Origin of the sequence: Psychroserpens sp. XS_ASV72, from assembly GCF_041224425.1 — a bacterium.
Lineage (GTDB): Bacteria > Bacteroidota > Bacteroidia > Flavobacteriales > Flavobacteriaceae > Psychroserpens.
In genome coordinates this window covers 89,566-105,396 of the sequence record NZ_JBGFGL010000085.1, presented here as the reverse complement: position 1 = coordinate 105,396, position 15,831 = coordinate 89,566, and the positions used below count along the sequence as shown (strand labels likewise).

Sequence of the window (15,831 nt, the reverse complement as noted above, 5' to 3'; positions counted from 1 at the left end):
TCATCAAAAATAGGCTTTCAGCTGAACTGTTCCAGTATGAATGGTTTTACTGGTTTCGGTTTTCCTTCCGAAATAATTCAAGTTTAAATCCAAAAACTTGGTCAGCTTCTTCTGTGCGAGTAGACTCCAAGTAAAATTGTTTCCCGGTTGAAGACCTTCCAAAATCTGATAAGCAACCGGAGAGTTTGGGTTGCCTTCATAGTCGTTTTTAAAATAATTGACCTCTCCAGTCAAAGCAATTTTTTGGGCATTGTTATAGGTAAATGACAATCCGAAATTATTCTGTAATAAATTCTCCTTATCACCTATTGTATTGTCTTTTGTAGTGTATTGATAGAAGATGTCAAACTGCGCATTTTCATTAAAGATATACGACAACTTTGGTTCAAATCGTATTTCCTCCAACTCAAAATTTCTTGACACGAAGTTCTCGTTTTCACTCTCGTTGGTCTCAAAACTTGACTCTAAATTTGCCAACCAGCTTTTTGCAAATTTATGATTGAATTGCAACTGATGACTTTCCAATCGGTTTTCCTGAAACCCAACAGACAGCACAGATCGCAAACTATTATTTAAATAGGTATAAGATGTGGTGTAACGCTGTTTTCCTCTGTTAAAAAACAGTACATTTCTAATACTTTGATTCAATGCCAACTGATTCTCATCATCTGATGAAAACGGGTTCAGATTAAAGGTATTGCCTTCCCGTTCATCCTTACGATCGATCAAAAAAGCCGTTTGATTGTAGAAATGTGACCAAAACTTTCTAGACTTGCTTTCTGCATTTGCCCATTGCTGAAAATTGATTGTCAAAGTTTGACTCAAACGGTTTTGATGGGTTTTCACAAATACCTGATTTGGTAATAAAATCCGAACAAAACTACCTTCATCTGCAAATTGTGCCAATTCAAATTCATCGAGTTCCTGAATCCCATTTTCGTTGTAATCAATCCAAGTATAGGCACCTTGACCAGGATCTACCTCAACATAAGTAAAATCTTGTCTTGGAAGCCTTCCAGAATTGGTTTCAAAAATGGTATTCCAAAGGACGATGTTGTTAAATAGCTTCTGATTATAATTCAATCGACTGTTCAGCGAACGCTCATCTTCCACATCAGGATCTTCTTGTGTCAACTTTCTGAAATTGGCAAAAATGGCTAAATCGGTAACTTTATTTTTTATGATTCTAGATTTTAAATAGTAGGTGTTTGAGGTGTTCACTTTTTGAATGCGATTCAATCGCAAACTGTCATTTACACGATTGATGTATCCAATCTCAACAAACACCTTGGTACTATCACCAATTCCTGTAAATACTTCATAAGATGTAAATCGCTGACTTAAATTAGTCAGTGAGTCGTTAGATTTTAAACGTTGTTCGTTGTCTTCCATAGCAAACTTAGCTCCAGCCCATTGCTTGTCATTAATTTGGTACACCACGCGATTAAAAGATCTTAAAAAAGTTGATTTTGAAAGACTGCTATTATTACTTAAAAAACTAGAATTTGATACAACTTGCCATTTATTCAAGTTTAAATTGGCAAAAATATTATGGCGATTTCCATTAAAATTTTCAGAGTAATTCAAATGTTCAAAGGTATAATTCGCCAAACCTTTTTTTGGATGTACCAATTCTATTCCAGAAGCCAACAACGCTTGATTTCCTAACGGATTTTCAAGATTCCAATCTCTATTAAATTCAGGTCTGTACAAACGCTGAATGGTTTTAAAGTTTTTCTGAATGAGATCTGCATCAGCATAGGCATTCAAATTCCATAAACTGTCGGTTTTAATGAGTTGCTGTTTTACCGTTAGCTTTCCAGCAAAGCCATCATTGTCTCCATCGTCCAAACTTGAAAACAAGTTCAAATCATTTCTACTTCCAGCCAACTCAAAATGAATATCGGTTTTCTCACTAGGCTTATAGGTTCCGTTAATTACTGCCACTTGTAATTTCACTGGTGCTATAAGTTGAACAACTGGTTCATAACTTCCTTGTGGTAATCCTCCAATTGGTGGAACATATTCATATACATTACTCAAGGGATTGAATATCTCTCCATCAAATTCAGTTTTTATTTTATAATTCCCTTGGCCAATTCCTACTTGCGTAAATCGAACACTAAACAATTCATCTTCTGGGTTGTTTGAAAACACAAAAATCTCCTCTCCATTTACAATCTCCTTTCTATATAAAATACGGTTCTCATTAAATGCCTCTTGAACATCTGAAGGTGCTACCATCAAGGATTGATCATCTCCAGCCTGCGATAATATATCAACCTGCTCAGATGATAGGTTTTGCTGTAACGGTTGGTTTTTGGCATCACTTTCGGAATATACCGAAACACCCAGTTTCAGTTTTTCGGTTTCGTAATTTCCACCACCATACAAGGTAAACCTAGAAAAGTTTCGTTCACTATATTGATAATCTACTGTGATTCGCATTTCAGATGTAATGGGAAATGTAGAATTGAAAATAATCTCTCCAGCATTGTAATCAATGATATAATCTTTGGTCTCACCACGTTCAATAGGAATACCATTAACATACACCGTTTCAGAACCTGACACAATAAGCACAAACAGCTCACTATTCGGACCTCGTAATTTATAAGGTCCTTGATTGCCTTCCTCAGCTGTAAACTGACTTGTGGTAAACTGACCTCTTACCAAAGCTCCTGAAGCAAACACATTGGAATTAGAAGCTTCACCTTCAAAATTAGCATTGACAAATAAGCCTTGAACCCGTTTTGTAAATGCAGCGAAATAGCTTTCAGCATTCACTAAATCAATATCGCCTGCTCGTATATTCCAAGAGTCACTAAATAACTCTATAAAAACTTGATCAAACTCGTCAAGACGTTGGGAATAACCACTTTCTTGAAGCGGAATATTAGCATCCTGAATGGATGCCCTAAGCGATACCTTATCACTTAATTTTCCTGTAATCTGAAGATCCAATTCACTATTCAAAACCGAGTTTTGATTGTTGCCTATCGTCACGCCTCGAGCAATACTTCCTGAGGTATTCAAGCCATCAAAGGGTAAAAACGACCGATTGACATTAGATTGATTGAGCTTGTACAAACGTTGAAGGTTATCTGTATTTTCAACAATCACGCGATCATCCAATTGGAAATATTGTCGTGTGATAAAATCGGGATATCTCAGATAATCAATTATCAGTGAGTCGGTTGCAACTGGTTTTTTCAGTTTCAGCAAAGACTTGGAAAAATCGATACTGTAATAGGTTGAATCCAATACAGTTCCATCTTTAAGTTTTAAAACAAAACTACTTGTGTTGATACTAACCGTGTCAATTTGAATGCTATCACGAACAGCTACTTTTTTGGTTCTGTAATTAGAAGTGGAATCTTGCGCAAATCCAGCGCAAGCCATAAGAAAACAAAGAAGTGTGACAGCAATTTTCATTCAGTATAATAACTTCTTAAGGCGGAAATTATTTTATGGTTAAAAGCCCCTTAAAATAATGGTGTAAAAGTACAGTATTATTTATTTTAGCTGAAATCTTAATTTTATAGTATGAAAATCATCTCCTATAACGTCAATGGCGTTAGAGCTGCAATGAATAAAGGTCTTGTAGACTGGTTGAGCAATACCAATGCCGATGTGGTTTGCCTTCAGGAAATCAAGGCTATGGAAGAGCAAGTGGATATTGAAGCCTTTGAAAAAATTGGTTACAACCATCACTATTGGTTCAGCGCACAAAAAAAGGGTTACAGTGGTGTTGCCATTTTAAGCAAAACCAAACCTGATCATGTTGAATTTGGCACAGGAATAGACTCTATGGATTATGAAGGCCGAAATCTGAGAGCCGACTTCGACGGACTTTCAGTGATGAGTATGTACTTGCCTTCGGGAACAAATGATGCACGATTGGCGCATAAGTTTGAATACATGAATATGATTCATGAATACCTCAATAATTTGAGAACGGAAATTCCAAATATGGTCGTATTGGGAGATTACAATATTTGTCATGAGGAAATTGACATCCACAATCCGAAAATGAAAGGTGTTTCAGGATTTTTGCCTGAAGAGCGCGAGTGGCTTGGCAATTTCATTAATAGCGGATTTATAGATTCTTACAGACATTTACATCCTGAGCGCCAGGAATATACTTGGTGGAGCTATCGTGCCAATGCCAGAGCCAATAACAAAGGTTGGCGATTGGATTACGGCATGGTAACTGAACCCTTACAAGAAAACATCAAACGAAGCGTTATCCTATCGGAAGCCGTACACAGCGACCATTGTCCGATTTTAGTAGAAATAGACCATTAAAACCAAAAACTAAATTTTATGATCAAAAAATTGTCATTAATAGCATTAAGTCTTGTACTTACTACCTCTTGTGTTTCTAAAAAAATCTATGAGGATTTAGAATCCAAATATGCCAACCTGAAAAAAGAAAACCGAAGATTGTCAGACACGAATCAAGACTTGGAATCCGCCTTAAACAAAACTGAAAATGAGTTGGCTAAACTTCAAAAAGATTATGAAGCCACTTTAGCGCAACGCAACAAGCTACAAAGTGATTACGATGCCACAAAAGCAAACCTTGATAATCTGAAAGCTTCTTATGATGCCTTGGAAAAAAACAGCAGTGCTGCCATTGCTGAAAACTCTAAAAAGAACCGAGAGCTCTTGGCACAATTAGAAGCTAAAGAACAAGCCCTTGCAGCTGAGAACGCGAGACTGGAAAAACTGAAACAAGAACTGGAAGCGCGTTCGCAACGTGTGGCAGAATTGGAGAATGTTATTGCTTCAAAAGATGCTGCCATGAGCCGATTGAAAGATGCCATTTCAAAAGCATTGACCAATTTTGAAGGCAAAGGCTTAACGGTTGAGCAACGCAACGGCAAAGTCTATGTGTCTATGGAGAACAAACTCTTGTTCGAATCGGGAAGCTGGGCCGTTGGAAGTCAAGGTCGCCAAGCCGTAAAGCAATTAGGAGAAGTTTTGGCAGACAATCCAGATATCGCCATTTTGATTGAAGGTCATACGGACAATGTACCTTATACGGGGAATGCACAATTGAGTGGCAACTGGGATTTATCGACCAAGCGTGCCACAGCCATTGTGAATATTCTAAGGGAAAATTCAGCAATCAATCCAGAAAATCTTACTGCTGCTGGTCGTGGTGAATATGCGCCAATTGCGAGTAATGAAACTGCTGAAGGCAAAGCCAAAAACCGTCGAATAGAAGTCATTCTCACACCAAAATTGGATGAGATTTCGAAACTTCTGAATGAAATGTAATGAACCGTCATTCTGAACTTGATTCAGAATCTTATAAAATTTAAAACCATTATAGGCCATTCCGCTTTTAATAAGTTGAATGGTCTTCTTATCTTTACACGTCTTAAAACCAAAACCGCAATATGAAATACACAACGCTTCCAAAAACCGATATCAAAATCAGTAAACTATGCCTTGGCACCATGACTTGGGGAAACCAAAACACCCAAGATGAAGGGTTTGCTCAAATGGATCTAGCATTGGATAAAGGCATTAACTTTTTTGATACGGCCGAACTGTATCCTGTTCCTGCGACAGCCGAACGTTATGCCGATACGGAACGCATCATAGGAAATTGGTTTGAGAAAACGGGTAACAGAGATAAAGTGGTGTTGGCTTCTAAAATTGCTGGTCCAGGCGATTACACAGCACATATCAGAACCAATGGTTTCAGTAAAGAGGCACTTAACGAAGCCGTTAACAACAGTTTGAAGCGTTTAAAGACCGATTATATTGATCTCTATCAGTTGCATTGGCCAGAGCGACAAACCAATACATTCGGTATACGAGATTACAAACACAATCCCAACGATGCTTGGGAAGATAATTTTAATGAGGTGCTCCACACCTTTGACGAGATTATCAAGTCTGGAAAAATACGTCATGTCGGACTTTCCAACGAAAAAGCTTGGGGAACGATGCGTTATTTGGAAGAATCGAAAACCCATAATTTGCCTCGCATGATTACCATTCAAAATGCGTATTCCTTAATTAATCGTGTGTTTGAAGGTGATATGGCTGAAATTGCCATGCGTGAGGATATCGGACTTCTAGCATACTCACCAATGGCTTTTGGTGTACTCTCTGGAAAATACATTAAAGGAACTGCTGCAGATAATGCGCGATTAAAGTTGTTTCCTCGCTTTGCGCGTTACAGCAGCGAAAAAGCTACGGAAGCGACCAAACGTTACCTGAAACTCGCTGAAGAACACAATATAAGTTTGGCCCAAATGGCATTGGCCTTTGTAACCGATAGACCGTTTGTAACCAGTAATATCATTGGCGCTACTTCTTTAGAACAATTGGAAGAAAACATTGACAGTATCAACATTAGCTTAAGCGATGAGATGCTTAAAGCCATTGATGCCATTCATGCAGAATTGCCTAATCCTGCGCCATAAAATAGCCCTTCAATAGTTTCAGTTGAAATCGTTGACGCATTCAAACGAAACGTTTACTCATTACCTTTTTTGAATGTTAAGGGTAACGTTTATCTTTAAAATATGAATCGTGGTATTATCGTTTTATATTTCTTTTTAGCAATCTACTCTTGTAAGTCGCAAATCATCCCATTAACAGAATATTATGGAGAAGATGACAATGGTGCATATTATAAAGATGTTGATAATGATTTAGATAAATTTGTCGGAACATGGAAATGGGAAGATGGAAACAATAGTCTAACAGTCACTTTTATCAAAGAAGAAAATATGCAAAGTACCATTGGAAATAGTTCATATGATATATTAGCTGGAGAATATCGTTATGAAGAAAACGGACAAATTTTAGCAAATTATCTCATAAGACTGAATGACTCTTCTATAACAGATCCCGATTCACATTACATTTCAGGTAATACTATTTTATTCAACAACCACAAACCTCCATGCGACACTTGTGAACAAGGTGAAAGAAGGTTGTATTTGAATTTTAATGATCCCACCCTACCATACCTGCCTTTAGCATGTGTTTTAAGACACAAGACCATAAATGCTATTGAGCAAATAGAAATGGATTTGTTTTTATCGGGATCTTATATACAACCAACTGGTCTTCCCGATGATTCAACCGTGCCTATGGGTAGGTATACTTTATTAAAGAAATAAAAAAGTGATGAAAAACTTTTTTTTAAGTCTGTTCATAACATCTTCTTGTGTCTTTGCGCAGAAGGCAGCTATTCTAGAAATAGAATTAACTAATGAATCCTTGATTTCAGGTATTGAACATTTTATTAATGACACCAAAGGTTCAAATCCAAAGTTTACTCAGATGGGTTATGTTGATGTAAGAATATTGTATTACGATAGACTTGCTAAAGAAAGTGATATCAAACATAGCTATAGAATCAAAGACCAATATGTTTCATTAGATGACCAAAGATATCCACCATATTATACTTGTGTAAATGGCAAGTTAGTATTGCTATTCATAGAGCTTGACATGTTTGATGACGCTCATCTATTTACTGAAAAAAGTAAAGCGGCTTTAGATAACAAACTCAAGCCTTTTCTTAATAAAATAGAACGTATTATAGCTAAGGATAAGGATGGCAATGTGGTTATTGATGATCCAAACTTTAGGGATGAAACTTACAATTTACATGGTGGTATTTTATTAAACATCTTTGGAGATGGCAGCTATGAAATTAAAGCAAATAAATAATGAAATACATATTTAGAATATCCATATTAGTTTTTACCATATACTCTTGTAAAGCGCAAACTCCTGTATTATCCTTAAAAAATCCTGGGATTTATCAAGATGGTGCCTACTATAAAGACCTAGATAATGAATTGGATAAATATGTTGGGACTTGGGTACATCAAAATGGAAATACTGAATTGGTATTGAGCTTTATCAAAAAGGAGCAAACATTCAATGGTTCTTGGTATAAAGACTCATTATTAGGTGAGTATAAATATATTGAAAACGGTACAGAAATCATGAATTTCCTACCTAGGCTAACTGATCCCAATGTTAATGATGGTCAACATTATGTCAGGTTTTCATCTTTTTACAAAAAAATGGAACACCCAAGCTGTGAGGATTGTTCTGTAACTGAAAGAAGATTACAAATGCATTTCAGAGATCCTGCACCTGATAGAAAACACTTTTCCAATTACATCATTCTTAGGCATATTGTCGAAAATGGCGTCGAGAAAATCGTTGCCTACTTAACAGGACCTCAAGGTTCCTATAGTATAGCCGACGGTCAACCTTTTGATATTAGAGTCCCTTCGGGATACTATACTTTAATGAGGCAGTAATATTTAAACTGTAGCTATAATGAAAAACACATTTTTAATATTAATATCAATTTTAACTATATCAAGTAAAGCACAAAATCCTGTACTTCCTCTCAAAGGTTCAGGTGCATTTCAAGAGAATGCCTATTACAAAGATTTAGATAATGAATTTGATAAATATGTAGGGACATGGGTATTTCAAAATGGAGACACCCAATTGGTATTGAAATTTATACAAAAAGAACAAATATTCAATGGAGAATGGTATCAAGATGAGCTAATTGGAGAATATAAATATGTAGAAAACGGTGTAGAAATCATGGATTTTCTCCCAAGACTTACTAACCCAAATATTAATGACGCTCAGCACTACATTTCATTTTCATCATTCTATAAAAAATTGGCATACCCAAGCTGTGAGGACTGTCCAACCTCAGAAAGACGTGTTCAAATGTTTTTTAATGATCCTGCACCCGATAGAAAACACTTTTCCAATTATATCATTCTTAGGCATATTGTTGAAAATGGCGTTGAGAAAATCGTTGCCTATTTAACAGAACCTCAAGGATCTTACAGTATAGCCGATGGTCAACCTTTTGATATTAGAGTTCCTTCGGGATACTATACCTTAACGAGACAGTGATATTTAGATCTGCAGCTATAATGAAAAACACATTTTTAATATTATTATCAATTTTAACTTTATCATGTAAAGCGCAAATTGCGTCTTTATATGAATACGATCTTGACCTTCCTGAAGGTAATTACTATAAAGATTTAAGTAACGACCTAAACAAATTTGAAGGCACTTGGCATTATCAAAATAATGATACTTTGATAGTTATGACTCTACAAAAGAAAGCGCAAGTATATGACAGTACTAATAATACTTATGAAGATTTGATTATAGGGGAATATAAAATGGAAGTAAATAATCAAATCATTTTAAACTACTTGAATAGATTAGATGACCCAAACATAACTGGTTATGAACATTATATCGCTGGAATGAATCTTTTAAATAAAAATGACATACCTAAATGCTTGGAGTGTGGCGATTTTGAGCGTCGTCTACAAGTTTATTTTACAGACCCAGAACGTGCTTACATTCCAGGAGGCATCATCTTTAGACACCATATAAATAACTCAAACGAAGAACAGCTGATAGCTACGTTTATCCAAGTTGGTGCTTATGCCGTAGATGATGATAGCTATCCAAGTGACACAAGAATACCTTTGAGTACTTATACTTTAACAAAACTATAAATGAAAAAAATCTTAGTAATAATCTCGATAACATTATTTTTGGCCATAAAGGTAAATGCTCAAAAAAATGATACGATTTATATCGAATACAATAAATTTATGTCGATTATTGATTCAGAAAATGAAGTATTAATCAGTTTTACTATAAAAAGTCCAAATGACACTAAAGTCAATACTTACAATTTCAAAACAGACAATTTTACTGACGACTTTAAATTACTCCGCTTTGAGGAAATAAAAGACTCTATTTCTAAAAGCCAGTTCAAACAACTCAATATTTCAACTACTGAACAGTTATCGAAGATGGATCCTTGTGAGTTGCATTATTTATTAAGTGACATGGAACATTTATTTTTGATCCAAAAAAAAGCTAAAAAGTACTTTATATATAGGCTGATTTATTTGAGCACACAAAGAGGCTGGTCAATCGTCAACACTCATTAAAACAAAAACCCCTTTCCGTAAAACGAAAAGGGGTTTTGATATTATTTGATTTCCTTACCATCTTTGTCAAAAAAATGATATTCAAGATATGTGTAAGCATCTCTGGGTATAATCTTTACCCATTTTTTGTGTTCTATAAACCACTTAGAACGTACCGATGGAAACCCTTTGGTTAAAAAGGCGGCTATAAACGGATGTGCGTTGAGCGTCATCTTTTTATGGCCTTTCTTGAAAAGCCGTTCCAGCTCTTGGGTGATTTTTTGAATGACCTTGATTGGTGCTTCAATTTCTCCTCCAGCTGCATTCGGATTTTCTTCTTTGGTTTTAATGTTGTGCTCTTGGCGAACACGTTGTCTGGTAATTTGTACCAGACCAAACTTACTAGGCGGCAAAATCTTGTGTTTTGCCTTATCATCTTTCATTTCATCACGAAGATGATTGTACAATTTTTTTCGATTCTCTGCTTTTCCCATGTCGATGAAATCGACAACGATAATGCCTCCCATATCACGTAATCGCAATTGTCTGGCAATTTCAGAAGCCGAAATCAAATTGACTTCCAAAGCAGTGTCCTCTTGATTTTTTTCTTTGTTAGATCGATTTCCGCTATTGACATCTATCACATGCATGGCTTCGGTATGTTCAATCACCAAATAAGCGCCTTTTGCCATAGAGACTGTTCGACCAAAAGAGGTTTTGATTTGTCGCTCAATGCCATGTTTTTCAAAAACAGGCACGCCATTTTTATAAAATTTTACAATAGATTCCTTAGCAGGTGCAATTTGATGCACATAATCTTTAATTTGTCCGTAAAGCGTTTCATCATCCACAACGATACTCGAAAATGAATCGTCAAAAATATCTCTCAAAATTGAAGAGGCTTTGTTCATTTCGCTAAGTACCTTACTTGGAAATTGTGCTTTTCTTAGTTTTTTACACATTGCTGTCCATCGATTCAGCAAATTCTGTAAATCTTGGTCGAGTTCGGCAACTTTCTTGCCTTCTGCGACTGTACGAATAATAACACCAAAACCTTTAGGCGTGATACTGCGTACCAAACGCTTTAAGCGTTCTTTTTCTTCCTTCGATTCAATTTTTTGTGAAATTGAAATACGATCGGAAAAGGGTACCAAGACAATATAACGACCAGCAATGGAAATCTCGCTACTAATACGAGGTCCTTTGGTTGAAATTGGCTCTTTTACTATTTGTACTAAAAGAGATTGATTCGATTTTAAAACGTTGGCAATGCTTCCGTTTTTGTCGATATCTTTCTCAAACTGAAAATTTCTCAGTAAAAAATCGGTATGTCTACCTGTGCTTACACGCTTAACGAATTTTAAAAGGGAAGGCAACTGTGGTCCTAGATCGTGGTAATGCAAAAACGCATCTTTTTCATACCCTACATTGACAAATGCAGCGTTAAGACCTGGAACCGCTTTTCTGACCTTGGCAATAAACACATCGCCAACCGAAAAGTTGTTGTCATCTTCATCTTTGTGTAATTCGATAAGTTTTCCATCTTTTAATAAGGCAAAATCAACAATATCAGAACTCGATCTTATAATCAATTCTTTTTCCATGTTGTTAATTTTAGTCCATTTTGAATCGTTTCAAAACAGATGGATATTATTTTATTTTGACACAGGATTGTTAAATCCAGCAAACTCATGTTTTACGAAGGTATGCGCAAAATAGATCATGAATTTTATATCAAAGAACGTTGTTTTAAAAATTGAAAAAGTAGTTAAAAAACTACTTTTTCAATTTATTTTTTCTTGTGACGATTCGCGCGTCTTCTTTTTTTACGCTTATGCGTCGCTACCTTGTGCCTTTTTCTTTTTTTACCACTTGGCATAAATAAGTCTTTTTAAATTAATAGTTTGTTTTAATGTCTTATTCGACCTCTACTTTGGTCTTAACACCTTCTACAAATACTTTTGCAGGTTTAAATGCAGGTATATTGTGAGCAGGTATCTTAATTGTTGTGTTTTTAGAAATATTACGACCTGTTTTCTCAGCTCTTGTCTTTACGATAAAACTTCCGAAACCTCTTAAGTATACATTATCTCCACTTTCTAAAGAAGATTTTACCTCTTCCATGAATGTTTCAACTGTTGCTTGGACGTCTCCTTTCTCCATTCCTAATCTATCAGAAATTCTAGCTACGATATCAGCTTTTGTCATTGTTATTTTTTTTAGGGTTATCTAATTAATTATAAGGGTTGCAAATATAGGCAATTTAATTTCAATATTTCAAACGTAATTAATTAAAATTTAACCTTATAAAGGGTTATTTTTGTGCCAATTACAATAATTTAATGGAATTTAGCAAAGTTTTAACTCATTGGTATTCAATAAATAAGCGAGAACTGCCATGGCGAAAGACAAAAAACCCTTACTACATATGGTTATCTGAAATCATTCTTCAGCAAACCCAAATCAAACAAGGCTTACCTTATTATGAAGCTTTTGTTAAGAGATTCCCAACTGTTTTTGACCTGGCAGATGCCTCAGAACAAGAGGTATTAAAACTTTGGCAAGGACTAGGCTACTATTCCAGAGCACGAAATTTACACGCCTCAGCAAAACACATAGCCAAGGAGCTCAATGGTGTGTTTCCAACAACTTACAAAGAACTCATCAAGCTCAAAGGTGTAGGTGACTATACCGCTAGTGCCATTGCTTCCATTTGCTTTCATGAACCTGAAGCCGTAGTTGATGGCAATGTGTATCGTGTATTGTCTCGCTATTTTGGAATTACTATACCAATTAATTCCACTGAAGGTATCAAGCATTACAAAGCTTTGGCATCAGAATTAATTGATGTCAATAAGCCTGGAGACCACAACCAAGCCCTTATGGAATTTGGAGCCACACAATGCAAACCAAGTGCTCCAAACTGTCATGAATGCCCTTTGAGTCAAAGTTGTTTGGCATTAAAAAAAGGATTGGTTAGCACATTACCAATCAAACTGAAAAAAACCAAAGTCACAAAAAAACACTTCAACTTTCTGGTTGTGTATTCACCAACCAAGGAAGTCATTTTTGAGCAAAGGCAAAAAAAAGGCATTTGGCAAAACCTATATCAATTTCCTCTAATTGAAACTGAAAAAAAACTGTCAGTAAAAGCATTTAGAAACTACCCTCAAATCAAGGATTATTTCAAAAATAGTATTTACGATTTCAGTTTATACAATACCGAACCAATCGTCCATAAGTTGTCACATCAACATCTAAATATTAGATTTTGGATTGTAGAAGTAGACCATCTTCCAAAAGAAGGCGTTCCAATTTCAGACTTAAAAGAATATCCTACACCGATTGTCTTAGGAAATTTCATTGAGCAATTCCAATTTCCAGTTTAAAGAACTCACAATTTTTTCATACATTTAATCATACCGTTACAAATTGTTTAATTTTGTAGCCTTAAACCTAAAATATATGTCTGGAACACTGAATAAAGTTATGCTAATTGGACACTTGGGAGATGAAGTGAAAATGCACTATTTTGATGACAGAAATTGTGTAGGACGATTTCCTCTCGCTACCAATGAAACTTATGTCAACAAGCAAACCAATGAACGTGTGACCAACACAGAATGGCACAATATCGTAGTAAGAAACAAAGCAGCTGAGATTTGTGAAAAATACTTATCAAAAGGAGATAAAGTTTATATTGAAGGACGTCTAAAAACCAGAAAATGGCAAGATGATAAGGGGAATGATCGTTACAGCACCGAGATTCAATGTACTGATTTTACGTTTTTATCAAATAAAAATGAAACTCCAGAAGACCACTCTACACCTCATTCTGGACCAGGTCAAGTTGCTCCTTCTGGGCCTTCAGATGAAGTTCATGACGATTTACCATTTTAATTTTAAATTCTTTTTGCTTTGGATCCTGAACCCTCGAGTTTGATAATAGCGTTAATTTCTGAAAACACGGCTTTAATTCCTGGCCTTATTCTTTTGTTACTCTTATTGTTCTGTTCGGCTTTGGTATCTGGAGCTGAAGTAGCCTTTTTTTCTCTTACAAAATCAGATATTGATACGGGTTTGGAAGAGCAGCCAAAGGCTTTTTCGTTAATATCTAAACTTCTTGAGCGTCCCAAAAAACTATTGGCCACCATTTTGGTTGCTAATAATTTTATCAATATTGGTATCGTTATTTTATTTGCATTTATTGGAGAACTGATATTTCACAGTATTGAATTAACATGGTTGCGTTTCGTGTTGGAAGTTGTTGTGATTACCTTCTTGATTTTACTTTTTGGTGAAATTGTGCCTAAGATCTATGCGAGCAGAAACCATATCAAGTTTGCTGTTTTTATGTCAAGACCCTTAAAAGTACTTGATGTTATCTTTTCGCCAATCAGTTTACCTATGCGATATTTTTCGTTGACAATTCAAAACCGATTGGGAAAACAAAAATCCAATTTGAGTGTCGACCAGTTATCTCAAGCCTTAGAACTTACAACGGAAGGTGACACCACTTTTGAAGAGCATCAGATTTTAAAGGGTATCGTTTCTTTTGGAAATACAGACACCAAACAAGTAATGCGGCCTCGAATGGATATTTTTGCGCTTAATGAAACCCAAAAGTTTGGAGAAATCATTCCTGAAATCATACAAAATGGCTATTCTAGAATTCCTGTTTACAAAGAGAGTATTGATAATGTTACCGGAGTTCTTTATGTAAAAGACCTCTTACCTCATATTGATAAAAAGCAATACGATTGGAACAGCTTAATTCGTGATCCTTTCTTTGTTCCTGAGAACAAAAAATTAGACGATTTGATGGTTGAGTTTCAAGAAAAGAAAGTGCATTTGGCAGTTGTAGTAGATGAATATGGTGGCACTTCTGGAGTGGTGTCTCTTGAAGATATCATTGAAGAAATTGTTGGTGATATCAGTGATGAGTTTGATGATGACAATGTGATATACACCAAAATCGATGATAAGAATTTCGTATTTGAAGGCAAAACAACGTTAAAGGATTTTTACCGAATATTGGACTTGCAGGACATTTCAGTTTTTGAAGACCACAAAGGTGAAGCAGAAACCATTGCAGGGTTTGTTCTGGAAGTCTCTGGAATTTTTCCAAGGTTAAAAAGTAAAATAAATTTTAAAAATTACGTTTTTACTGTTGAGGCTATAGAAAGAAAACGCTTGAAAGACATCAAATTTACGATTCTGGATTAACTACATATGAAAAACCTTTTTGCTTTAGTATTGCTTACGTTTTGTTTTGCCTGTGGAAACGATCCTGTTCCGAAACCAAAGGCCATGTTGCGTTTGGAATATCCTGATCCTACATACAAAAAAGTTGATATTCCTTTACCTTTTGTTTTTGAAAAGAATGCATTTGCCGATCCTATCTCTAAAATCAAATTGGACGGTGTCAATAATATTTATGGTGTGGATATCAACTATCCAGAACTTAAAGGAACCATTTATCTTACCTATAAAAAAGTTGAAAAAGACAATTTGACCAAACTGCTTCGTGACGCCCAAAATCTTACACAAAAGCATACCATAAAAGCGGATGAAATTGATAGTCGTGTTTATGAAAATCCAAAACAAAAAGTCTATGGGATGTTTTATGAAGTTGGTGGCAATGCCGCATCACAGTCCCAATTTTATGTAACCGATAGCATCCATCATTTTTTAAGTGGCTCCTTATACTTTTATACCAAACCGAATTACGATTCTATTTATCCTGCAGCTGTCTATCTCAAAAACGACATCAAGCATATTATGGAAACCATTGAATGGAAGGAATAAAAAAAGCCTTCCACAGTTGGGAAGGCTTTTCCGAATCAACTTA

Annotated in this window: 16 protein-coding genes; 13 read left to right on the top strand and 3 right to left on the bottom strand. The window is 35.5% G+C overall.

Annotated features, from left to right (window positions below; all coding sequences use genetic code 11):
- Positions 1–3: 3 nt before the first annotated feature.
- A complete protein-coding gene (locus AB9K26_RS14015) occupies positions 4–3,435 on the bottom strand; it encodes a hypothetical protein (RefSeq protein WP_369973194.1) in 3,432 nt (1,143 codons plus the stop codon).
- A 111-nt stretch (positions 3,436–3,546) separates the two neighbouring features.
- Between AB9K26_RS14015 and AB9K26_RS14010 the strand changes: the two genes are divergently transcribed.
- From AB9K26_RS14010 to AB9K26_RS13970, 9 genes are all read left to right on the top strand, one after another.
- Positions 3,547–4,308 (top strand): exodeoxyribonuclease III, encoded by a 762-nt coding sequence (locus tag AB9K26_RS14010; protein ID WP_369973193.1) that lies wholly within the window; start codon positions 3,547–3,549, stop codon positions 4,306–4,308.
- Positions 4,309–4,326: 18 nt separating this feature from the next.
- On the top strand, positions 4,327–5,286 hold the full coding sequence (locus AB9K26_RS14005) for an OmpA family protein (RefSeq protein ID WP_369973192.1): 960 nt from the start codon (positions 4,327–4,329) through the stop codon (positions 5,284–5,286).
- Positions 5,287–5,408: 122 nt separating this feature from the next.
- On the top strand, positions 5,409–6,446 hold the full coding sequence (locus AB9K26_RS14000) for an aldo/keto reductase (RefSeq protein WP_369973191.1): 1,038 nt from the start codon (positions 5,409–5,411) through the stop codon (positions 6,444–6,446).
- Between the two features lie 102 nt (positions 6,447–6,548).
- Entirely contained in the window at positions 6,549–7,151 is a 603-nt protein-coding gene (locus tag AB9K26_RS13995) for a DUF6705 family protein (protein ID WP_369973190.1), read from the top strand.
- Positions 7,152–7,158: 7 nt separating this feature from the next.
- Positions 7,159–7,707 carry a hypothetical protein gene (locus AB9K26_RS13990; protein ID WP_369973189.1) on the top strand — a complete coding sequence of 183 codons (549 nt, stop codon included), beginning with the start codon at positions 7,159–7,161 and terminating at the stop codon, positions 7,705–7,707.
- Entirely contained in the window at positions 7,707–8,312 is a 606-nt protein-coding gene (locus tag AB9K26_RS13985) for a DUF6705 family protein (RefSeq protein ID WP_369973188.1), read from the top strand. The genes AB9K26_RS13990 and AB9K26_RS13985 overlap by 1 nt, the downstream gene beginning before the upstream one ends.
- 19 nt (positions 8,313–8,331) lie before the next feature.
- On the top strand, positions 8,332–8,934 hold the full coding sequence (locus AB9K26_RS13980; RefSeq protein ID WP_369973187.1) for a DUF6705 family protein: 603 nt from the start codon (positions 8,332–8,334) through the stop codon (positions 8,932–8,934).
- 20 nt (positions 8,935–8,954) lie between these two features.
- On the top strand, positions 8,955–9,557 hold the full coding sequence (locus tag AB9K26_RS13975) for a DUF6705 family protein (RefSeq protein WP_369973186.1): 603 nt from the start codon (positions 8,955–8,957) through the stop codon (positions 9,555–9,557).
- A complete protein-coding gene (locus tag AB9K26_RS13970; RefSeq protein ID WP_369973185.1) occupies positions 9,558–10,001 on the top strand; it encodes a hypothetical protein in 444 nt (147 codons plus the stop codon).
- Between the two features lie 41 nt (positions 10,002–10,042).
- On the opposite strand, the gene AB9K26_RS13965 is transcribed toward AB9K26_RS13970, so the two are convergent.
- Positions 10,043–11,584, bottom strand: coding sequence for an Rne/Rng family ribonuclease (locus AB9K26_RS13965; protein ID WP_369973184.1), 1,542 nt, complete (start codon positions 11,582–11,584; stop codon positions 10,043–10,045).
- A 313-nt stretch (positions 11,585–11,897) separates the two neighbouring features.
- Positions 11,898–12,188 (bottom strand): HU family DNA-binding protein, encoded by a 291-nt coding sequence (locus tag AB9K26_RS13960; protein WP_369973183.1) that lies wholly within the window; start codon positions 12,186–12,188, stop codon positions 11,898–11,900.
- 134 nt (positions 12,189–12,322) lie between these two features.
- On the opposite strand from AB9K26_RS13960, the gene mutY reads away from it, so the two are divergent.
- From mutY to gldD, 4 genes are all read left to right on the top strand, one after another.
- Complete coding sequence (gene mutY, locus AB9K26_RS13955; protein ID WP_369973182.1) at positions 12,323–13,369, top strand: A/G-specific adenine glycosylase; 1,047 nt, start codon at positions 12,323–12,325, stop codon at positions 13,367–13,369.
- 76 nt (positions 13,370–13,445) lie between these two features.
- Positions 13,446–13,880, top strand: coding sequence for a single-stranded DNA-binding protein (locus tag AB9K26_RS13950; protein ID WP_369973181.1), 435 nt, complete (start codon positions 13,446–13,448; stop codon positions 13,878–13,880).
- 18 nt (positions 13,881–13,898) lie between these two features.
- Positions 13,899–15,206 (top strand): gliding motility-associated protein GldE, encoded by a 1,308-nt coding sequence (locus AB9K26_RS13945; RefSeq protein WP_369973180.1) that lies wholly within the window; start codon positions 13,899–13,901, stop codon positions 15,204–15,206.
- Positions 15,207–15,212: 6 nt separating this feature from the next.
- The gene (gldD, locus tag AB9K26_RS13940) at positions 15,213–15,788 is read left to right on the top strand and encodes a gliding motility lipoprotein GldD (RefSeq protein WP_369973179.1); all 576 of its coding nucleotides are present in this window, start codon (positions 15,213–15,215) and stop codon (positions 15,786–15,788) included.
- The last annotated feature ends 43 nt before the right edge of the window (positions 15,789–15,831 follow it).